The sequence below is a fragment of the Paraburkholderia sp. Cpub6 genome, assembly GCF_014201065.1.
Taxonomy (GTDB): Bacteria; Pseudomonadota; Gammaproteobacteria; order Burkholderiales; family Burkholderiaceae; genus Paraburkholderia; species Paraburkholderia tuberum.
The window spans coordinates 186,906-208,148 of record NZ_JACHDM010000012.1 but is presented as its reverse complement, the minus strand read 5'-3'; the positions used below and the strand labels follow the sequence as shown (position 1 = coordinate 208,148).

Genomic DNA, 21,243 nt, shown 5'->3' with positions numbered 1-21,243 from the left:
CTTCCGCTCATCGCCACGTCCTCATACCAGTGCTACACAAGACACTTTAGTACGCAGCGAACATATTTCAATGAATTTTTAACTCACGACACTAGCTCGCGAAACTTGTTTCATTGACACACCGCTGGAATAACGGTTCGATCGCCGACCCGAGCTGTGAGGTCGCCGCGCAAAACCGCGCAAATCAGTCAACGGTGGGCGTTGCGAAACGTAACCTCGGCGACGGACGCAACGCCCCAGCGCGTTGCGCGCTCAGCGGTGGCGCATGGTTCGGATCCAGCGCCGCAGCTCGATCGCGTCCTGAAAGTGCGCGTGCGGATTCGGAGCGCCGAGCAGCACGATCACCATCATGTGTCCGCTCACCGGCGTCATCACGATCAGGCAATGACCGGCCTCGTTCGTAAAGCCTGTTTTTTGCAGCGCAACGTGCCATGACGCGCGATGCACGAGCGGATCGGTGTTGTGATACATCAGCGGGCCGTCGCCGCCAAGAACGACTTGCCTATGGGACGTCGAATACGATTGTATCTTCGGATACCGGTACGCGGCGCTTGCGAGTTTCACCAGATCGCGCGCGCTCGATACGTTCTGCGGCGACAGTCCGGTCGGATCGACGAAATGGCTGTGAGTCATATGCAGACGCCGCGCCTTGCGATTCATCGCTTTGACAAAGCCGGCACGTCCGCCCGAATAATCACGGCTCAGCGCAAATGCCGCGCGATTCTCCGACGACATCAGCGCGATATGCAGCATCGTTCGACGCAGCAGCAGCGAGCCGACCGGCAGGCGCGAGCGCGACCACTTCAAGCGGTCGACATCGGCGTCCGTGATGCGTGACGGCTTGACCAGCGAGCGTTTCGAGTCGATCACCACCATTGCGGTCAGAAGTTTGGTCAACGACGCGATCGGGAGGCGCTGATCCGCATGCTTCATATACAGCGCGCGCCCGGTCGTCAGATCGACGACCATCGCAGCGCGCGCGAGCACCGCGGGTTTCGCCACGACGCGTTTGATATGACGGGCGCGCGCCATCGCGGGACCGGCGAATAAGGAGAACAAAACCAGGATCAGGATGCACGCACGCATGCCCCGACGCTCACGAAACATCTGCCGGACATATTGCCTGCTGCGCGAGCCGGGCGCGCCTGGTCCGTGGCAGCGGGAGTGGCGGCGAGCAAAGCGCCGGCGCATCCGTCGCGTGGACGCAAGGGGTCGAACGGAAAAACAGGAGTTTGCCGGTGCGTGCTGCCGGCACTTCGAATGTGGGAAAACTCATAAAGGAACGGCGGGAAGCGGTGATATTGAACGACGGCGACTCGGCTCGCGTGCCGTCACGAATGAAGAGAGGCCGGACCCGATGCCAACTTTGCATGGCCAGGCCCGCCACGGTCATTCGCGCTACGCACGCGTCGCGAAGCTCGGGCTTGTTCGGATACCGCTGTCGGTGCGCTTGCCTAACATCTGTCCGCATGCCTTCGGGGCGACCGTGTCTTCGGAGGGGTAACCGTAGGGATCGAAACTTAAGCGAAACTTAAAACGTCAATCGATTCACAGGGTCGGCACCGCGAAAGCGAAGCCCGGGGTCAAGCGCGAGAACTCAGTAATGGGCAGCGTGCGCGTTCCGCAACCGGCCCGGACGGCCCGCCGCGGCAGCGAGGTCGGTGATCGGGATCACCTGCCGCGAATATAGGACATTCCGAAAACAAAAGGATGCCCACTCGAGACCGGCGTGATCGGCGGGATCATCGTGGCTGGCTGAGACCCCCTTCCAAGGTCGAGCGCGCCGTGCCAATCGTGGCTTGAGCAGTTTCCTCTAGTGTGCGTTCACGACGAGCGTCCATTCGGTGCTGTGATGAGGTGAGTAGACCCGGGGAGTTGCCCCCCGAGCCTCTCGCAGAACCGAACGTGAGCCTCTCGACTCATTCGGCTCCCGTTATCCGACCGATACGCCAACGACACGCCAGTGGACAAACAACCTGGGGTGGGTGAACTTCATCTTGCGTAGCCATTCCGCACTACGTCGCTTGCGCTGCCGCAGCCTCCTGTACTTTCGTCGAGCCCACCGCATAAGCCGTAGGTCGATGTAGCCGAAGAGGCTGTGCATCGTCGTCCGGTAGAACGCCCCATAGTAGTTCCACCACCCTTGTATCGTCGTGTTGAATTGCTGCGCAAGTTCATCCAGCGTCGCCGATGTTCGTCGGTGTATTCGCCAACTTCGCACGTGCTGTCTCATCCGCTTTAAGGCATCGCTGCTCACCGCTGGCAGAAAGCCAGTAAATCGCCGCTGGTGTTTGCTCAATGCCCCTCTCGGTCTAAACGTAAAACCGAGGAACGTAAACTGCACATTCGGATAAGTGCCAGTGCGATTGCTGTCCTTGCAATACGCGATCTTCGACTTCTCCGGATGCATCGTCAGGCCACAGTCTTCCAGCCGTGACGCAATCGCTCGCATCACGGCTTGCGCCTGCACCAGACTGCGGCAATGAACCACCGCGTCGTCGGCGTAGCGCGCAAAGGGAGACTGAAGCCATGTCCGCTGCATCCAGTTATCGAACGCATAGTGCATAAACAGATTCATCAGGATCGGGCTGACCACTCCGCCCTGTGGTGTACCCCGCGTTCAGGGCAAATTAGTCCCCTCCGCAGTTTCGAACGGCGCAGCGTGATTATCGCGCGGACCCTAGCCTCCAGATGGGAGATCGCAGGCCGGACGGCGAGCAACGCCCCCATTGCTCGCGCGGCGAAGTCCAGGCCAATTAGCCACGCAAGATCGGCGACTACCGCTCTTGTCGGCGCCGCTCGCTGCGCTCCGTACAAGATCGAGCTCGTTCTGTTTCAGCCTGAGGACCAAGGAAGGAACCAGTGAGCCCGTGGCTCAGGGAATTCGTTACGCCGGTGGCGACCATCGCGTTCGGCAAAATCAGCTATGAAAGATCTTTGTCGATCAGATGCGTTGTGGTAAATGCAGGTAAGCACCAGAGGGGTGAATTACGAGACGCTCCGCCGCTACGTGGATTGGGTGTATCAGGTTCAGGGCGGCAAGGAAAATATAAGCATTGTCGTAAGGGACCGCGATCGCGCGATGATCAAGAGAGTTGGATTGGATCAACTGCATCAGATTCTCAGCCGGACACCGCCGCCGCATCCTCCTCAACAACCTGGCGGCAATTCATCCAAAAGAGCGAAGCGCTGGAGCAAGTAGATAAATAGGGTTATCGAAGGTGATCGCGTTCGCGAACGATGCGGTACGCCTCCAATGACCGTGGGCTGTCCGATGACAGCTTTCTGCGTCTGTGCCGGGCGCGAGACAGAATGAGCGCCGTTAGGGAGTGGCTTGCAAATTCACCGGGGACCGCCGCACGACAGAACTTCGGCGAGATGCTGCGTGGCTCAATGAAAATGCGGGCAATGGAATGGCCGAACGAATACGTGATCGGCGCGCTGGAGCGGCCACCTGTCGAGCGACGCTTGTCAACAAGTGGCACTTTGAATGCCACCGAAGTTCGTCGACGAGCACTCACCCGCCTACCGGGAGCGCGTTCACGGTAGCCAAAGCTCAGTCAGAATTGTGCATTGCACAGTGAATTTTCCCGGTGCTGCAGACTTTGCAGTACCCGAAAGACGAAGCTTACGTTCCTGCAGACTTTGTTGTGCACCCATAACAACCAAAAAAAAAGCGTCACGTTGCCGTGACGCCTTAAAAAGTTCTAGCCATTCCGAGGGCCGTGCTAGAACCTGAGAGAAGGTAATTCGAAAGGCGCAAGCGCATTGGACGGGCAATCGATCCTGCATTTTGGGATTTTTCCGCTCGCGCGTACCAAAATGCAGCGGAGACAAGCGACTTTCGAAATGAGGTTCCATTTTTTATGGTTATGCTGACTAAGTCAAGCAAAAAGATATAGTCGACCATCGATCGGCAATTCCTTCCGATACAATGACTTTTCTTAAAAATGTATGAATGGGTGCCCCGGTTTGGAGATGTCCCTGCCTCTGTGAGCGGCCGTCAACACGTTGTCGCACGAACAATTTGAAATGCTGTTCCATAAAAACGCATGAACCGATCCACTCCCAACCAACCCGTCGCCGCCAAGGTCCCCGCCAGCAAAGACCGAGACGGCCCAGGCGATGAAGTCACCGCGCTCGCGCGCGGCCTGACCGTGCTGCGCGCCGTCGCCGCCGCGCACGCACCACTCAGCAATCGCGAACTCGCCGAGTTGACCGGCATCCCGAAGCCCACCGTGTCGCGCATCACCGCGACGCTCGTGGGCACAGGTTTTCTGCTGCGACTACCCGACAGCGAGCGCTTCGTGCTGACATCGTCGGTGCTCGAACTGAGCAACGGCTTTCTGCGCAACTTCGACATCCGCTCGCGCGCGCGGCCGTTTCTGATCGAACTCGCGGAACGCACCGCGTTGTCGGTGCATCTGGCGGTGCGCGATCGCTACGACATGGTCGTCATCGACGCGATCCGGCCGCGTTCGGCGGTGCTCGTGTCGCGACTCGAAATCGGCTCGCGCATGAGCTTGACGCGCACCGCCGTCGGCCGGGCGTACCTCGCGGCGCTCTCGCAACCGGACCGCGACCGTCTGCTGGTCGGCCTGCAGACGGCCGAAGGTGACGATTGGGGCTATATCGGCAGCCGTCTCGCAAGCGCGATCCAGGACACCCTCGAACGCGGGTTCGCAATCGCCACCGGCGAGTGGTACAACGGGCTGAACGCGATCGCGCTCGGCTTCGTCGGGCCGTCGGGCGAGCGCTACGCAGTCAATTGCGGCGGCTCGGCCGACCAATGTCCGCGCGACTGGCTGATCGCGCGCGCCGCGCCCGCGCTGCTCGAATGCATCGACAAGATCGTCCTGGAGATCGGCGGCACGCCGGGGCGCCGACTCGACGAATAAGCCGTCGGCGGCAACGGGCGCCAAACGGCGCCCCGCGCAGATCGAACGCGGCGCCAGCCGCGCGTGATCTGCGAGCGTGGCGACGGCGGCCCGCCCTCGCCCGACGTTTCGCCGACATGCTGTAACCTTCGTAATCAACCGAAAAATACGCGGCTGGACTGTTACAGACGCCGCAACGTACGATCACGCATCCCGTCGCGGGACCGCGCGCCGCGAGCCGTGAGCGTCGTCGAAACGGCCGCGTCCAGCCGTGATGATTCCGCATTGCGTTAACATCCCTGTCCCGCGCCTCGGGTAGCATCGCGCTGAACATTGCGCGGCGCCCGCCGCCACGACCGCCCGACATGCCGCCCATGTGCCGGCCCACCGCCCTTCGAATGGCGGCGAGCGCATCGGCGGCTCACATCATCAAGCCAGCCACCCGACCGAACCGATGGACGAACAACAAAAGCACCCGGAAACCCAACGCCCTGCCGCTTCCCAGCCGTCCGCGAACGGCGCGCAATCGAGCGCGCCCGGCGCGGTGAAACGCCACCGCGGCCGCACCGTCGCGCTGATCGTCGCGGCGCTGGTCGTGCTCGGCGTCGTGCTGTGGCGCTGGCATCCGTGGGGCGGGCCCGGCAGCGGCGCGAGCGCGCCGGGGGCGGCGAGCGGCGCGCGCAGCGGCCGCTTCGGCCGCGGCGGTCCGAACGCGATGGCCAACATGGCGCAGCCGGTGCACGTCGCCGCCGCGACGCAGGGCGAGATGCCGGTCGTGCTGACCGCGCTCGGCACGGTCACGCCGCTCGCCACCGTCACCGTGCTGCCGCAACTGAGCGGCGTGCTGCAGGACGTCTATTTCAAGGAAGGCCAGATGGTCAAGAAGGGCGACGTACTGGCCCAGATCGACCCGCGCCCGTACGAAATTTCGCTGCGCAACGCCGAGGGCACGCTGGTGCGCGACGAGGCGCTGCTCGCCACCGCGCGTCTCGATCTGAAGCGCTATCAGACGCTGCTCGCGCAGGACTCGATCGCGAGTCAGCAGGTCGACACGCAGGCGTCGCTGGTACGGCAATACGAAGGCACGGTGAAGTCCGATCAGGCGAACGTCGACAGCTTCAAGCTCGACCTCGTGTACGCGCGCATCACCGCGCCGGTGTCGGGACGCGTCGGTCTGCGTCAGGTCGACCCGGGCAACTACGTGACCTCGGGCCTCACCAACGGCATCGTCGTGATTACGCAGCTCGATCCGATCAGCGTGGTGTTCACGACTTCCGAAGACAATCTGCAGCAGATCATCCAGCACACGCAGAACGGCGAGTCGCTGTCGGCCACTGCGTACGACCGCAGCAACACGCATCCGCTCGAAGTCGGCTCGCTAAAGACGATGGACAATCAGATCGACACGACCACCGGCACGATCAAACTGCGCGCGATCTTCAAGAACAAGGACAACGGCCTGTTCCCGAACCAGTTCGTCAACACTCGCCTGCTCGTCGATACGATCAGGAACGCGGTGATCGTGCCGACCTCGGCGGTGCTCAACGGCTCGATGGGTCCCTTCGTGTACGTCGTGAAGCCCGACAACACGGTCACCGTGCGCCAGGTCAAGGTTGGCCCGGTCGACGGCGAGCGCACCAGCATCCAGTCGGGCCTCGCGGTCGGCGAGCGCGTCGTGATCGACGGTTCGGACCGGCTGCGCGAAGGCGCGAAGATCACGATTCCGGCCGAGCGGCCGCGTGGCGCGTCCGGCGCATCGGCCGCATCCGGCGCGCACGGCGCGAGCGCTCCGGCGAGCGCCTCGGGCGCGCACGCGCATCGCGGCCGGCACGCGGCGCAAGCATCGCAATAAAGTAAAGGCACGGCACTTACCGCATGAATCCATCCCGCGCTTTTATTCTGCGTCCTGTCGGCACCGCGCTGCTGATGGCGGCGATCATGCTGGTCGGCCTCGTCGCGCTGCGCTTTCTGCCGCTGTCCGCGCTGCCCGAGGTCGACTATCCGACGATCCAGGTGCAGACCTTCTATCCGGGCGCGAGCCCGGACGTGATGACGTCGTCCGTGACGGCGCCGCTCGAAAGGCAGTTCGGGCAGATGCCGTCGCTGAACCAGATGTCGTCGCAAAGCTCGGCCGGCTCGTCGATCATCACGCTGCAGTTCAGCCTCGACCTGCCGCTCGACATCGCCGAGCAGGAGGTCCAGGCGGCGATCAACGCGGCGGGCAACCTGCTGCCGTCCGACCTGCCCGCGCCGCCGATCTACGCGAAGGTCAACCCGGCTGACGCGCCGATCATCACGCTCGCGATCACGTCGAAGACACTGCCGCTCACGCAGGTGCAGGATCTCGCCGACACGCGTCTCGCACAGAAGATTTCGCAGGTCGCCGGGGTGGGTCTCGTCAGCCTGTCGGGCGGCCAGCGCCCGGCGATCCGCATTCAGGCGAACCCGCGCGCGCTCGCCGCGTACGGCCTGAATCTCGACGACCTGCGCACCACGATCTCGAACCTGAACGTCAACACGCCGAAGGGCAATTTCGACGGTCCGACGCGCAACTACACGATCAACTCGAACGACCAGTTGACCGACGCCGACGAATACAAGAGCGCCGTGGTCGCGTACAAGAGCGGCCGTCCGGTGATGCTGACCGACGTCGCGAGCATCGTGGCGGGACCGGAGAATACGAAGCTCGGCGCGTGGGTCGACAAGACGCCCGCGATCATTCTCAACGTGCAGCGCCAGCCAGGCGCGAACGTGATCCAGGTGGTCGACAGCATCAAGGCGCTGCTGCCGCAGTTGCAGCAGTCGCTGCCCGCCGCGCTCGACGTCGAGGTCGTCACCGACCGCACCACGACGATCCGCGCGTCGGTGCGCGACGTGCAGTTCGAACTCGCGATGTCGGTCGTGCTGGTCGTGCTGGTGATGTACCTGTTCCTCGCCAACATCTACGCGACGATCATTCCGAGCCTGTCGGTGCCGCTGTCGCTGATCGGCACGCTCGCGGTGATGTACCTGTGCGGCTTCTCGCTCGACAACCTGTCGCTGATGGCACTGACCATCGCCACCGGCTTCGTCGTCGACGACGCGATCGTGATGATCGAGAACATCGCGCGCTACGTCGAGGAAGGCGACACGGCGCTCGAAGCCGCGCTGAAGGGCTCGAAGCAGATCGGCTTCACGATCATTTCGCTGACGGTCTCGCTGATCGCGGTGCTGATTCCGCTGCTCTTCATGGGCGACGTGGTCGGGCGCCTGTTCCACGAATTCGCGATCACGCTCGCGGTGACGATCGTCATCTCGGCGGTCGTGTCGCTGACGCTCGTGCCGATGATGTGCGCGAAGCTGTTGCGCCACACGCCGCCGCACGACAGTCACCGTTTCGAGGCGAAGGCGCACCGCTTCATCGACTGGGTGATCGCGCGCTACGCGGTCGCGCTCACGTGGGTGCTGAACCGTCAGCGCTCCACGCTGGTCGTCGCGGTGCTCACGCTGGTGCTGACCGGCCTGCTGTACGTGTTCGTGCCGAAGGGCTTCTTCCCGGTGCAGGACACCGGCGTGATCCAGGCGATCACGCAGATGCCGCAGTCGGTGTCGTTCGCATCGATGGCCGAGCGTCAGCAGGCGCTCGCTGACCAGATCCTGAAGAACCCGGACGTCGAAAGCCTGACCTCGTTCATCGGCGTGGACGGCAGCAACATCACGCTGAACAGCGGCCGCATGCTGATCAACCTGAAGCCGCGCGACGACCGCAGCAATACCGCGAGCGAGGTAATCCGCCAGTTGCAGAAAGACGTCGCGCATATTCCGGGCGCGTCGCTGTACATGCAGCCGGTGCAGGACCTGACGATCGACTCGACCGTCAGCCCGACGCAGTATCACTTCATGCTGACCGATCCGAACATCAGCGAATTCACCACGTGGGTGCCGAAGCTGGTCGACCGGTTGAAGCAATCGCCCGAGCTCGCGGACGTCGCGACCGATCTGCAGGACAACGGCCGCTCGGTGTTCATCGAGATCGACCGCGCGACCGCCGCGCGCTTCGGCATCACACCGGCCACGATCGACAACGCGTTGTACGATGCGTTCGGCCAGCGCATCATTTCGACGATCTTCACGCAGTCGAACCAGTACCGCGTGATTCTCGAAGCGCAGCCGACGATGCAGCACTACACCACGTCGCTGAACTCGATCTACCTGCCCTCTTCCACGTCGACGGGCGGCCAGGTGCCGCTGTCATCGATCGCGAAGTTCATCGAGCAACCCGCGCCGCTGCTCGTCACGCACCTGAGCCAGTTCCCGGCCACCACGGTGTCGTTCAACCTCGCGCCGGGTTCGTCGCTCGGCGCGGCGGTCAAGGCGATCCAGCAGGCCGAGAAGGACGTCGGTCTGCCCGCGTCGTTCCAGACGCGCTTCCAGGGCGCGGCGCTCGCGTTCCAGGCGTCGCTCGCCAACGAGCTGTTCCTGATCCTCGCGGCGATCGTCACGATGTACATCGTGCTCGGCGTGCTGTACGAGAGCTTCATCCATCCGATCACGATTCTGTCGACGCTGCCGTCGGCCGGCGTCGGCGCGCTGCTCGCGCTGCTGATCACCGGCCACGATCTCGACATCATCGGCATCATCGGCATCGTGCTGCTGATCGGTATCGTGAAGAAGAACGCGATCATGATGATCGACTTCGCGCTCTACGCCGAGCGCGAGGAAGGCAAGCCGCCGCGCGAGGCGATCTACCAGGCGTGTCTGCTGCGCTTCCGGCCGATCCTGATGACCACGCTCGCCGCGCTGCTCGGCGCGCTGCCGCTGATGCTCGGCACCGGCGCGGGCTCGGAGCTGCGCCGGCCGCTCGGCATCGCGATCGCCGGCGGCCTGATCGTGAGCCAGCTGCTGACCCTGTTCACGACGCCGGTGATCTACCTCGCGTTCGATTCGCTCGGCCGCCGGCTGCGCGAGCGCTTTAACCGCGGCGATTCGTCCGGTAGCGCCACGCCGCCCGCCACCGATGCAGGGAACTGAGCGATGAACCTGTCGCGTCCGTTTATCTCCCGACCGGTCGCCACCACGCTGCTGGCGATCGGCATCGCGCTGTCGGGGGTATTCGCGTTCACGAAGCTGCCGGTCGCGCCGCTGCCGCAGGTCGACTTCCCGACCATCTCGGTGCAGGCGTCGCTGCCGGGCGCGAGCCCGGAGACCGTCGCGACGAGCGTCGCGAGTCCGCTCGAGCGGCATCTCGGCTCGATCGCCGACGTCACCGAGATGACGTCGCAAAGCTCGGTCGGCTCGACGCGCATCACGCTGCAGTTCGGCCTGAACCGCAACATCAACGGCGCCGCGCGCGACGTGCAGGCGGCGATCAACGCGGCGCGCGCCGACCTGCCCGCGAGCCTGCGCAGCAACCCGACCTACCACAAGGTCAACCCGGCCGACGCGCCGATCCTGATTCTCGCCCTGACGTCGAGCACGCGGACGGCGGGCCAGCTCTACGATTCGGCTGCGACGGTGCTGCAGCAGTCGTTGTCGCAGGTGCAGGGGGTTGGCGAAGTGGATGTCAGCGGTTCGGCGAATCCGGCCGTGCGCGTCGAGTTGCTGCCGCATGCGCTGTCGCATTACGGCATCGGCCTCGAGGACGTGCGCGCGGCGCTCGCCGCGGCCAACGCGAACAGCCCGAAGGGCTCGATCGAGTTCGGCGAGAACCGCGTACAGCTGTACACCAACGACCAGGCGAGCAAGGCGTCGCAATACAAGGACCTCGTCATTGCCTATCGCAACGGCGCGCCGGTCAAACTCTCCGACATGGGCGAAGTCGTCGATTCGGTCGAAGATCTGCGCAATCTCGGTCTCTTCAATGGCAAGCGCTCGGTGCTCGTGATCCTGTACCGGCAGCCGGGCGCGAACATCATCGAGACCGTCGACCGCGTCAAGGCGATGCTGCCGCAACTGCACGCGTCGCTGCCCGCCGACGTCGACATTTCACCGACCTCGGACCGTTCCACTACTATCCGCGCGTCGCTGCGCGACACCGAACGCACCCTCGTGATCGCGGTCACGCTCGTCGTGATGGTGGTGTTCCTGTTCCTGCGCAACTGGCGCGCCACGCTGATTCCGAGCGTGGCCGTGCCGATCTCGATCATCGGCACGTTCGGCGCGATGTACCTGATGGGCTTCTCGATCGACAATCTGTCGCTGATGGCGTTGACCATCGCGACCGGCTTCGTCGTCGACGACGCGATCGTCGTGCTCGAAAACATCTCGCGCCACATCGAAGACGGCGTGCCGCGCATGAAGGCCGCGTTCATCGGCGCGCGCGAGGTCGGCTTCACGGTGATGTCGATCAGCATCTCGCTCGTCGCCGTGTTCCTGCCGATCCTGCTGATGGGCGGCATCGTCGGGCGGCTGTTCCGCGAGTTCGCGCTGACGCTGTCGCTCGCGATCGCGGTGTCGCTGGTCGTATCGCTGACGCTCACGCCGATGATGTGCTCGCGCCTGCTGCGCGAACCGTACGAAAAGCATGAGGAAAATCGCTTCGGCCGCTGGCTCGAACGCGGCTTCACGTCGATGCAGCGCGGCTACGAGCGCACGCTCGGCTGGGCGCTGCGGCATCCGCTGCTGATCGTCCTCGTCCTGCTGCTGACCATCGCGCTGAACATCGCGCTCTACATCATCGTGCCAAAGGGCTTCTTCCCGCAGCAGGACACGGGGCGCCTGATCGGCGGCATCCAGGCGGACCAGAGCACGTCGTTCCAGGCAATGAAGGGCAAGTTCTCGCAGATGATGGAAATCGTCGGCAAGAACCCGGCAGTCGACAGCGTGGTCGGCTTCACCGGCGGCCGGCAGACCAACTCGGGCTTCATGTTCGTGTCGCTGAAGCCGAAAAGCGAACGCAAGCTGTCCGCCGACCAGGTGATCCAGCAACTGCGTGCGCCGCTCGGCGACGTGGCCGGCGCGCGCACGTTCCTGCAGGCGGTGCAGGACATCCGTGTCGGCGGCCGGCAATCGAACGCGCAGTATCAGTTCACGCTGCTCGCCGACTCGACGCCCGATCTGTACAAGTGGGGGCCGAAGCTCACCGAGGCGCTGCAGGCACGCAAGGAGCTCGCGGACGTGAACTCCGACCAGCAGCAAGGCGGTCTCGAAGCGATGGTGACGATCGACCGCGCCACGGCATCGCGCCTCGGCATCAAGCCCGCGCAGATCGACAACACACTGTATGACGCGTTCGGCCAGCGCCAGGTGTCGACGATCTACAACCCGCTGAACCAGTATCACGTCGTGATGGAAGTCGCGCCGCAATACTGGCAGAGCCCGGAGATGCTGAAGCAGATTTTCATCAGCACGTCGGGCGGCAGCGCGAGCGGCGCGCAGACCACCAACGCGCCGGCCGGCACCGTGACGTCCAGAGCGACCAGCACGTCGACCACGACGAGCGCGGCAACCGGCGGCACGGCCGCCACCACCGCGACGAGCGCGGCCAGCATTGCAGCCGACTCCGCGCGCAATCAGGCCATCAACTCCATCGCGGCGAGCGGCAAGTCGAGCGCGTCGTCGGGCTCGGCGGTGTCGACCGCGAAGGAGACGATGGTGCCGCTGTCGGCGATCGCGAGCTTCGGGCCCGGCACCACGCCGCTATCGGTCAATCACCAGAGCCAGTTCGTCGCCTCGACGATCTCGTTCAACCTGCCGCCGGGCGTGTCGCTGTCCACCGCCACGCAGGCGATCTACGACACGATGGCCGAGATCGGCATGCCCGCCACGATTCACGGCAGCTTCCAGGGCACCGCGCAGGCCTTCCAGCAGTCGATGTCCGACCAGCCGATCCTGATCCTCGCCGCGCTCGCGGCGGTGTATATCGTGCTCGGCATCCTGTACGAGAGCTATATCCACCCGCTGACGATCCTGTCGACGCTGCCGTCCGCGGGCGTCGGCGCGTTGCTCGCGCTGCTGCTGTTCAAGACCGAGTTCAGCATCATCGCGCTGATCGGTGTGATCCTGCTGATCGGCATCGTGAAGAAGAACGCGATCATGATGGTGGACTTCGCGATCGACGCGTCGCGCAAGGGAATGTCGTCGCGCGACGCGATCTACCAGGCCTGTCTGCTGCGCTTCCGGCCGATCATGATGACCACCTTCGCCGCGCTGCTCGGCGCGTTGCCGCTCGCGTTCGGCAGCGGCGAAGGCGCGGAGATGCGCGCGCCGCTCGGTATTTCGATCGTCGGCGGGCTGATCGTCAGCCAGATGCTGACGCTCTATACGACGCCGGTCGTCTATCTGTACATGGATCGCATCCGCGTGCGCTGGGAGGCGAGAAAGGCACGCCGCGCGGGTGGCGCGGCGCCGACGTCGTCATGACGTAGTGAAGGTGGCGCTCACAGCTTCTGCTCGATGGCCAGAGAGAAAATCCGCTGCCATCGGCGCGCCGCCCGCTCGTTCGACATCGGCACGAGCCACTCGCCGTGCCGTGAGTCCTTGACCTTCAGCGCGAGCCGCGCCTGTGCGTCGCGGCCCTGTGCTTCGGCGCCGAGCAGATCGGCGAAGATATACGCGCCCTGCTGGTCGCCGACGCGAATCTCGCAGAGCCGCTTGGCCGCCGCGAGCCGCACCGAGCCCCAACTGCCCTTCAATTCGTGCGTCCAGTCGCCGTCGCGCACGTTCGGCGCGACTTCGCGGCGCCGCTGCCGCCAGTACGCGAGCGCACCGGCGATCAGCAACGCAACCAGCACAGCCACACCCTCCGCCACCGCCAGCCCGAAAGCGGCCTGCAGCGCATAAAAGGCACGCACCGCGCCGTACCCCAGCGCGATCAGCGCAATCAACGCAACGACAATCGGCATCGCAAGCTCATCCGGCAAATGGTTTTGGTCGGCTAGCGCGGGCAAACGCGACGGCGCGTTCGTCTCCTCACTGCCCCTCACTGCCCCTTATGGGCGGCCGACCACGCCTTGAGCGCGTTCAGCGTGTTCTCGACATGCTTGTCGGGCGACAGGCTCGTGTACTCGTAGATGATCTTGCCGTCGGGCGAGATCACGTACGACACGCGATTCGCCATGCCAGCCTTCAACGGCATGGCCGCGTCGTACGCATTGATCACCTTCGCGTCGGCGTCGGCCGCGACCGGGAATTTGCTGCGGCATTCGCTGACCGAAAACTTCGTCAGCGTATCGATGTTGTCGTGCGACACGCCGATCACCGTCGCGCCGTACTTCTTGTATTGGTCGACCGCATCGGCGAACTCGTGCGCCTCGATCGTGCAGCCCTTCGTGAACGCGGCCGGATAGAAGTACAGCACGACCGGGCCCTTCTTCAGTTCGTCGGCGAGCGAATACGTGTAGGTCTTGCCGCCGAGCGAGGCCTCGGCGGTAAACGTCGGCGCCGTATCGCCGGGCTTCAGGGTTGCCGAGGCGAGCGGCGAATGCATTGCGAATCCGAACGCCATGACGGCGGCCAGTACCGCCGGTATGTGTTTTGTCTTCATCTGCTCCTCCACGCGTGAGCGCACGCAATTGATCGGGTCCATCGGAGACAGCTTCGGCCGACGTCACAGGCCGTCGCTGAACTTGCTATTGGACCACGGATGCACACGCGGCGTGGGTCGTCGCCCGGATCACAAGCGAATCGAAAGGGTGCGGCGCGCGAGCTCGACGCATCAAACGCCCAATTCCGCCACGTGCGCGCCGAACCACGCCGCCGCCGACAGGTTCAGCTCCGACAGCACGTCGGGCGTCAGCGCGTGGAAGCCCGCCGCCGTCGCGACCGGCGCCGCGTCGCCGCCCTCGCCCGCGACCTCGGCGATCAGCAGCAGCGCGCCCAGTTCGCCCTTGCGCGCGACGATCGCGTCGCGAATCTGCGGCGCGAGGCCGAGTTTCTCGAGCACCGTGTCCGGCGTGCTGTCGAGCACGATGTGCACGAGCGAAAAAATCCCGGTCATGAACGCGGCGTCGGCGAATTCGCCGTCGGCCGGACGCAGCCAGTTCGCGGCGAGCTCCATGAAGCGCGAGCGCGTCGCCGCCAGTTGCACGAGCGGATCGGCGCGCCACGGCAACTCGCCGGTGTCCGCGTACAGCAGCAGTTGCGCCCAGCGCGCGATCTGCCGCGTGCCGGTCGCGATGATCGCCTCGCGCAGCGACGCGATGTTGCGCCCGAGGCCGAATGCACTCGAATTGACGAGCCGCAGCAGTTGCACGACCACGCCCGGGTTGACCTTCAGCTCCGCCTCGAGCTCGACGATGCCGGCGTCGCGCGACAGCAACGCGAGCAGCCGCAGCAGGCCCGGACGCAGCGAGCGGTTGCGCGGCGCGGCCAGCACCTGCGGCCGCGCGAAGAAGTAGCCCTGGAACAGATCGAAACCGAGCTCGTGGGCGAGCGCGAAGTCCTCGCGCGTCTCGACCTTCTCGGCGAGCAGCGTCTTGCCGTGGCCGCGCAGCGTCGACGCGAGCTTCGCGACGGTGCGGCGCGGCGTCTGCACGAAATCGATCTTGACGATGTCGGCGTACGGCAGCATCGCGCTCAGCTCGTCGGACAGATCGTGCACGTCGTCGAGCGCGACCTGGAAGCCGGCGCCGCGCAACTCGCCGAGACGACGCGCGAGCGAGGCGTCGTAGCGCACGGTTTCGAGGATTTCGAGCACGAAGCGCTCGGGCGGCATCAGATGGACGATGTCGCTAAAGAGCAGCGCGCGATCGATATTGACGAAGCCGCGATGCTGGCCGAGCACGGCGGGTACGCCGATTCCGCCGATCGTGCGCGCGACCACCTGCGCGGTGGCCTGCGTGTCGTCGCTGATTTCGGCGTAGTTGTACGTTCCGGCACGGAACAGCAGCTCGTAGGCGTGAAGCGCGCCATCGCGATCGAGAATCGGCTGGCGGCCGACATAGACGTACTGCGGGGCGGCGTCCAGCTCCCCGTGCTCACGATAGCCGGCCGACGCGCCGGCGAGGACATCACGCACCTCGACGTCCCGCGGGACGGGCCGTGGGGCTCTGGCGGACCTGACGACGGGGCGTTCGGACATGGATCATCAGTGCAAGGTTCGGAAAGTCTATGCAGCGCGACGTCATCAGCGTCGCCAGATAAAGGGGATTCGCCGTATTAACGGCCGCGAGGCGACGTCACTTTAACCGAATCGTCCCGGCGACGGCGCCGGGCTTCTCCTTACCAGATGTTTTTCTCCACGGGCCGCTAAAGATTTCCCCGCATGCGTCGTTATCTCGTTCTGATGGGGCGGCCTGCTATCTCCTGGCCGCCCGGACCGGCGGACAAGCAGCCCCGCCCGCGGACGAACCGAGGTTGCCAGCGACAAACATGGAAGCGAACACGATCACCGCGCCCCGCCGGGGCTCCTTGCGCACGGTCATCGACCGGCTGCGGGCGTTCGGCCGGCGCGAGGACGACGACCAGCCGAGCAGCGCGAACCGCCCGCCCCCACTGGAACAGGTGGTCGGCGCGGTCGATCTGCTCGCGCACGTCGACGATGCGCTGCGCTTCATCTACGTGTCCGACGCGAGCCTGCGCTTCATCGGCTATCACCGCGAATACCTGAAAACCGCGACGCTGCACGATCTGGTCGCGCCCGCCGACGTGCCGCGCCTCGACGCGCTGCTCAAGCTCGCGGCGGCCTCGGGCAACGTCGAGAAAGCGACGCTCGGGCTCGTCAAGTCGCTGACCTACCCGATCACGGTCGAGCTGCGGGTCGTGCGCAGCAGCCACGACGGCGTCGACGGCTACGCGATCGCCGGCTTCGACGTGTCGTCGTGGCGCGCCACCGAAGAGCGCCTGACCCAGGCGCTGCATCTGGACCGGCTGACCAGCCTGCCGAACCAGTCGGGCTTGCTGCACGCGTTGCTCGACGCGCAACAGAAGGCCGACGCGCACGGCACGCCGGTCGCGCTCTTGCTGCTCGATCTCGACGACTATCAGCGCGTGAATCGCGCACTCGGCTACGACGCCGGCGACGAGATGCTGCGCGACACGTCGCGGCGCCTGTTGAACATGACGAGCCCGAACGAAACGATCGCGCGCGTCGCCAGCGACGAGTTCGCGATCCTCGTGAAGCCTGCCGCGAGCCGCACCGACGCGGCGGCGGCCGCCGAAGCGCTGGCGCGGCGTCTGTTGACCGCGATCCAGCAGCCGTACGTGTTCAAGGGTCAGCAGGTGCACCTGTCGGCCAGCATCGGCATCGCGCTGTACCCGGACGTGCGCCACGCCAACGACACCGGCGGCCACGACACGCACCTGCTGCGCTGGGCCGACCACGCGCTGTTGCAGGCGAAGGCCGCGGGCGGCAACACGCTCGCGTTCTACGTACCCGACGACAACCCGGCCGACGCCGAGCGCCTCAAGCTCGAGGCCGACCTCTACGACGGCGTACGCAACGGCGAGTTTTCGCTACACTTCCAGCCGATCACGAGCAGCCGCACGCGGGGCGTGGTCGGTGTCGAGGCGTTGATTCGCTGGACGCATCCAGTGCATGGCCTCGTGCCGCCGTCGATGTTCATTCCGCTCGCGGAGTCGATCGGGCTCATCAACTTTCTCGGCAACTGGGTGCTGAAGGTCGCGTGCATGCAACTGATCCAGTGGGACGCGAAGGGCATCTCGCTGCAGTACGTGGCCGTCAACGTGTCGCCGCAGCAGTTTCGCGATCCGCGCTTCAAGGACTCGGTGCGCGAGGCGATCGAACTGACCGGCATCGATCCGCGCCGCCTCGTCTTCGAGATCACCGAAAGTCTGCTGATGCACGATCCGGCGCACGCGAAAGGCTTGCTCGAAGAGCTGACCGCGATGGGCATCCGCTTCGCCGTCGACGACTTCGGCACCGGCTATTCGAGCCTCGCGTACCTGCAGCGTTTTCCGCTCGCGAAGCTGAAGATCGACCGGAGTTTCGTCGAGAATCTGCTAACCTCGCGAAACGATCAGGCAATCGTTAGCGCTGTCGTCGGCCTTGCGCAGACGCTCGACCTCGAACTGGTAGCCGAGGGCGTCGAAACGGAAGCGCAACGCGAGCTGCTCACCGAGATGGGCTGCGATCACATTCAGGGCTGGCTCGTTTGCAAGGCGCTGCCGTCCGAGGAACTCGCGCAGCGGTTCGAATCGCGCGAGCTTCAGTTGCACGGCGCGTAACGGGCGATGCAGACACGACGCCCAGGCAGCGCAACAAGCCGGCTCACGACCGGCATGGCATTCACTGGAACACGTATGGCTTTTGCGGGACTCACATGGTAAAGGCGGCAGTGCTCGACCGGCTCTGGACGCGAATGAGCGAGCGCGGCGATTTCCCTATGCTGTCGCAATCGCTGCGTACCACCATGGCGGCAGTGACCAACGACGACCTCGACTTCACCGGCCTCGTGCAAGTGGTGCTGTCGGACTTCGCGCTCACGCAGAAGGTGCTGCGGCTCGCGAACTCGGCGATGTACATGGCGTTCGGCGGCAACATCACGACCGTGTCGCGCGCGCTGATGGTGCTCGGCATGGATGCGGTCGGCCATCTGGTCGTCGGTCTGAAAATCGTCGATCACTTTCATCAAAGCGCGCCGCGCCGCATCGACGCGAAACTCGAACTGAACCGCACGCTGCTGTCGGGCTGCGTCGCGCGCAAGCTGACCGAGCGCGGCGACTTGCGCGCCGGTGAGGAAGCGGTGGTCTGCACGCTGATGCGGCAGATCGGCAAGCTGCTGGTCGTGTTCTATCTCGACGCCGAATGGGACCAGATTCGCCGCCATATCGACGGCGGCGCCCTCGAAACCGATGCGTGCGTGCTCGTGCTCGGCGTGACGTTCGATGAAATCGGCGCCGAAGCCGCGGTGCGCTGGCGCCTGCCTGACACGATCCGCTCGGGCATGGGTGAGTTCGATCCGGAGGATGTGACGCAACCGCGCCAGGTGCAGTGGCTGCGCGCGATCACCAATTACTCGACCGCGGTCGCCGACGTGCTCACCCAGCAGAACATGCCCGAGGGGGAGCGCGAGGCACGCATCGGCGAGCTTGCGCACGAGTACAGCATCGCGCTGAACACCGACCCCGAGGTGCTGCTGCAGATGAGCGTCGCGCTAGCACGCGAGGATGGCGGCGACAGCGTGATGCGCGAGATCGTCGAGTTACGCGCGAATGCCGATGCGATCGCGCGCGAGGCGCTCACACCGGAGGCGCGCATCGAGATCGGGGTGAAGGATCTGCGCGGCCTGCCCGAGGGCAGCCCGCTCGCACCGACGCTCGCGATGGCCGCCGAGACCGTGCTCGCGGCGCTCGGCTTCTCGCGCACCGTGGTGTACGTCAAGCACAGCAGCGGCACGTTCAAGGCGCGTCTCGGCTTCGGGCCGAAGATCGACGCGGCGCTGCCGCGGCTCTCGTTCAGCACCGCGTTCGAACCCGACGTATTTCATCTCGCGATCGCGAACTCGGTGGGCATCTTCATCGAGAATGCGCGCGATCCGAAGATGGTCGCGCGGCTGCCCGAGTGGTTCCGGCGCTCGTTCGACGACGCGCGCGCGTTCGTGCTGCTGCCGATCGTCGACGAAACCGATCAGACGGTCGCGCTGCTCTACGGCGACTGGTCGCATACGCAGGAGGCGCGCCGCATCTCGCAGAAGGAGATGAGCGTGCTCAACGAACTGGCACGGGAGTTAGGACGTTTTTTCGGCCAGGGGCAGATGCGGGAAATGGAGACGATGTGAAGACCTGGCGTGATCGTTGATCACGCCGCTTCACTTCGATCCTTTCCGTGTTTGCCCGCAAACGATTTTATCCGGGCACCGTGCGGGGCTTTCACCCCACTCAATCCTCGATCCGCTCGAGCCCTTCCGCGCTGCGATCCGCGACGCCGGCCCATGCGCCGGCCGCGAGACCCATCTGCGCCACCTCTTCCACGGTCAACGGAGCAAGACGCTCGCATAGCGTGGCGACGCGCTCCCATGCGCCGCCTTCGAGCGCTTCGACCGCGCTCAACAGCAGACCCAGCCTGCCCTCGCGATGCAGGATCGCGGCCTGGATCGGTCGCGACAGCGTAAGGATGTTCAGCGTATTTTCGAGCGAGCCGCCGAACACCGCATCGACGAACGAAAACACACCGGTCAGGAAGGCCGCATCGGCTTCGTCGCGGCCCGCCTCGGGCATGCGCTCGATCGCGAGTTCCATGAAGCGCGCGCGCGTGGCCGCGAGTTGCAGCAGCGGATCGTCCTCCAGCGCGACCTTGCGGCCGTCTGCGTAGAGCAGCAGCTGCGTCCAGCGCGCGATGCGGTCGGTGCCGGTCGCGTTGATCGCGTCGCGCAGCGTCGTCACCTTGTGACCGACCGCGAGGCCGCTCGAATTCGCGAGCTTCATCAGATGCATGACGAGCACCGGGTTCAGCTTCAGCTCGGCTTCGAGCTGCGCGACCGTCGGGTCGCCCGCGAGCAGTTGCAGCAGATTGAGCAGCGCGTGGCGCGGCGCGCTGACGCGGCGGGTCGCCGAGCTTTGCGCGCGCGCGAAGTAATAACCCTGGAAGCGGTCGAAGCCGAGCTCGTGCACCGTTTCGAAGTCGGCCTGCGCATCGACACCTGATGCGAGCAGCAGCTTGCCAGCCGATTTCAGCACGCTCGCGAGCTTCGGCAGCAGCGCGCGCGGTGTGCGCGTGACGTCGATCTTGACGACTTCGGCGTACGGCAGCAGCTTCGCGAAAGTCTCGTTGGGCTGCGTGACGTCGTCGAGCGCGAAGCGGTAGCGGCGGCCATGCAGATACACGATACGCACGATCAACGCGTCGTCGACTTCGAGCGATGAAGGCAGCTCGAGCATGAAGCGCTCGGCGGGCAGTCTCAGGATCGCGTCGTCGAGCAGCAGCTCGCGGCTCACGTCGACGTAGGCCGGATGGCCGGTCAGCGCGCCGCGCACGTCGCCCTGCACGAGCCCGCGCACGATCGCGCGCGCGACGCGTTGCACCGGCGTGGGCGCGCGGCCCGGCAACGCGTCGGTTTCGGGAGGGAGATCGGTATTGGCTTGCGGGGCGGTGAGGTCCGCGTCGGCGAGCGGCAGCTCGGGCGCACGCACCTTGATCTCATAGCCGCACAGCATGCCGTCCCGATTCAGAATGGGCTGCCTTGCGTAGCTGGCGGTGAGCGATGTGTCGTCGGTCGTGCCGCTGTGGCTCAGAGTCTCGATTGCGATGGTGGTCATTCCAGTCCCCCGCTCGGCGCCGCTGGCGCCTGGCCGCTATGTTCTGTTTTTCGCTACACGTTGGCGCGTTTCTGTGACGTTGCAAGCTCCGTCGCGCGCGGCAGTGTGCGTCGCAATTTTATCGCAGCGTCATTGGGCACGAACAGGCTTACGAGGCAATATCTCGAAATATTTGTTGAACGTTTGCGACACGCGTGCAGAAAACAAAACGGCCGCAACGAGCGGCCGTTTT

Annotated in this window: 13 protein-coding genes and 1 pseudogene; 7 read left to right on the top strand and 7 right to left on the bottom strand. The window is 64.9% G+C overall.

From position 1 onward, the window contains the following. Positions 1–252 precede the first annotated feature (252 nt). The 3 genes and pseudogenes from HDG33_RS21260 to HDG33_RS38365 all read right to left on the bottom strand — a co-directional run. On the bottom strand, positions 253–1,002 hold the full coding sequence (locus tag HDG33_RS21260) for a serine hydrolase (protein WP_311548367.1): 750 nt from the start codon (positions 1,000–1,002) through the stop codon (positions 253–255). Positions 1,003–1,933: 931 nt separating this feature from the next. After that, complete coding sequence (locus HDG33_RS38370) at positions 1,934–2,233, bottom strand: group II intron maturase-specific domain-containing protein (protein WP_409259051.1); 300 nt, start codon at positions 2,231–2,233, stop codon at positions 1,934–1,936. 93 nt (positions 2,234–2,326) lie between these two features. Beyond that, positions 2,327–2,605: pseudogene (locus HDG33_RS38365) on the bottom strand (reverse transcriptase domain-containing protein); the annotation flags it as partial. Positions 2,606–2,862: 257 nt separating this feature from the next. Here HDG33_RS38365 and HDG33_RS36980 point away from each other — a divergent pair. From HDG33_RS36980 to HDG33_RS21230, 5 genes are all read left to right on the top strand, one after another. Beyond that, on the top strand, positions 2,863–3,210 hold the full coding sequence (locus HDG33_RS36980; protein ID WP_221311487.1) for a hypothetical protein: 348 nt from the start codon (positions 2,863–2,865) through the stop codon (positions 3,208–3,210). Positions 3,211–4,052: 842 nt separating this feature from the next. After that, positions 4,053–4,898 (top strand): IclR family transcriptional regulator, encoded by an 846-nt coding sequence (locus HDG33_RS21245; RefSeq protein WP_184032955.1) that lies wholly within the window; start codon positions 4,053–4,055, stop codon positions 4,896–4,898. Positions 4,899–5,331: 433 nt separating this feature from the next. Beyond that, positions 5,332–6,729 carry an MdtA/MuxA family multidrug efflux RND transporter periplasmic adaptor subunit gene (locus HDG33_RS21240; protein WP_184032953.1) on the top strand — a complete coding sequence of 466 codons (1,398 nt, stop codon included), beginning with the start codon at positions 5,332–5,334 and terminating at the stop codon, positions 6,727–6,729. Positions 6,730–6,752: 23 nt separating this feature from the next. Then, positions 6,753–9,887 (top strand): MdtB/MuxB family multidrug efflux RND transporter permease subunit, encoded by a 3,135-nt coding sequence (locus tag HDG33_RS21235; protein WP_184032951.1) that lies wholly within the window; start codon positions 6,753–6,755, stop codon positions 9,885–9,887. 3 nt (positions 9,888–9,890) lie between these two features. Continuing rightward, a complete protein-coding gene (locus HDG33_RS21230; protein WP_184032949.1) occupies positions 9,891–13,217 on the top strand; it encodes an efflux RND transporter permease subunit in 3,327 nt (1,108 codons plus the stop codon). A 17-nt stretch (positions 13,218–13,234) separates the two neighbouring features. On the opposite strand, the gene HDG33_RS21225 is transcribed toward HDG33_RS21230, so the two are convergent. From HDG33_RS21225 to HDG33_RS21215, 3 genes are all read right to left on the bottom strand, one after another. Continuing rightward, complete coding sequence (locus HDG33_RS21225; RefSeq protein ID WP_090804017.1) at positions 13,235–13,699, bottom strand: hypothetical protein; 465 nt, start codon at positions 13,697–13,699, stop codon at positions 13,235–13,237. Between the two features lie 77 nt (positions 13,700–13,776). Continuing rightward, positions 13,777–14,340: a peroxiredoxin gene (locus tag HDG33_RS21220; protein ID WP_184032947.1), complete on the bottom strand. Its 564-nt coding sequence runs from the start codon at positions 14,338–14,340 to the stop codon at positions 13,777–13,779. Between the two features lie 171 nt (positions 14,341–14,511). Beyond that, on the bottom strand, positions 14,512–15,813 hold the full coding sequence (locus tag HDG33_RS21215; protein WP_184032945.1) for an EAL domain-containing protein: 1,302 nt from the start codon (positions 15,811–15,813) through the stop codon (positions 14,512–14,514). 353 nt (positions 15,814–16,166) lie between these two features. Here HDG33_RS21215 and HDG33_RS21210 point away from each other — a divergent pair, with 353 nt between their 5' ends. Both HDG33_RS21210 and HDG33_RS21205 read left to right on the top strand, forming a co-directional pair. Next, positions 16,167–17,981 (top strand): bifunctional diguanylate cyclase/phosphodiesterase, encoded by a 1,815-nt coding sequence (locus HDG33_RS21210; RefSeq protein ID WP_184032943.1) that lies wholly within the window; start codon positions 16,167–16,169, stop codon positions 17,979–17,981. A gap of 95 nt (positions 17,982–18,076) precedes the next feature. Beyond that, positions 18,077–19,534 (top strand): HDOD domain-containing protein, encoded by a 1,458-nt coding sequence (locus HDG33_RS21205; RefSeq protein WP_184032941.1) that lies wholly within the window; start codon positions 18,077–18,079, stop codon positions 19,532–19,534. Positions 19,535–19,634: 100 nt separating this feature from the next. Here HDG33_RS21205 and HDG33_RS21200 read toward each other — a convergent pair whose 3' ends face one another. Further along, positions 19,635–21,011, bottom strand: a complete 1,377-nt coding sequence (locus HDG33_RS21200) for an EAL and HDOD domain-containing protein (RefSeq protein ID WP_184032939.1) — start codon at positions 21,009–21,011, stop codon at positions 19,635–19,637. Positions 21,012–21,243 lie beyond the last annotated feature (232 nt).

Excerpts from the sequence above, each read along its gene's own strand:
- HDG33_RS21230 (WP_184032949.1), top strand. The coding sequence starts at position 9,891 with ATGAACCTGTCGCGTCCGTTTATCTCCCGACCGGTCGCCACCACGCTG.
- HDG33_RS21235 (WP_184032951.1), top strand. The coding sequence starts at position 6,753 with ATGAATCCATCCCGCGCTTTTATTCTGCGTCCTGTCGGCACCGCGCTG.
- HDG33_RS21210 (WP_184032943.1), top strand. The coding sequence starts at position 16,167 with ATGGAAGCGAACACGATCACCGCGCCCCGCCGGGGCTCCTTGCGCACG.
- HDG33_RS21225 (WP_090804017.1), bottom strand. The coding sequence starts at position 13,699 with ATGCCGATTGTCGTTGCGTTGATTGCGCTGATCGCGCTGGGGTACGGC.
- HDG33_RS38370 (WP_409259051.1), bottom strand. The coding sequence starts at position 2,233 with ATGAGACAGCACGTGCGAAGTTGGCGAATACACCGACGAACATCGGCG.
- HDG33_RS21205 (WP_184032941.1), top strand. The coding sequence starts at position 18,077 with ATGGTAAAGGCGGCAGTGCTCGACCGGCTCTGGACGCGAATGAGCGAG.
- HDG33_RS21245 (WP_184032955.1), top strand. The coding sequence starts at position 4,053 with ATGAACCGATCCACTCCCAACCAACCCGTCGCCGCCAAGGTCCCCGCC.
- HDG33_RS21200 (WP_184032939.1), bottom strand. The coding sequence starts at position 21,011 with ATGACCACCATCGCAATCGAGACTCTGAGCCACAGCGGCACGACCGAC.
- HDG33_RS21240 (WP_184032953.1), top strand. The coding sequence starts at position 5,332 with ATGGACGAACAACAAAAGCACCCGGAAACCCAACGCCCTGCCGCTTCC.
- HDG33_RS21220 (WP_184032947.1), bottom strand. The coding sequence starts at position 14,340 with ATGAAGACAAAACACATACCGGCGGTACTGGCCGCCGTCATGGCGTTC.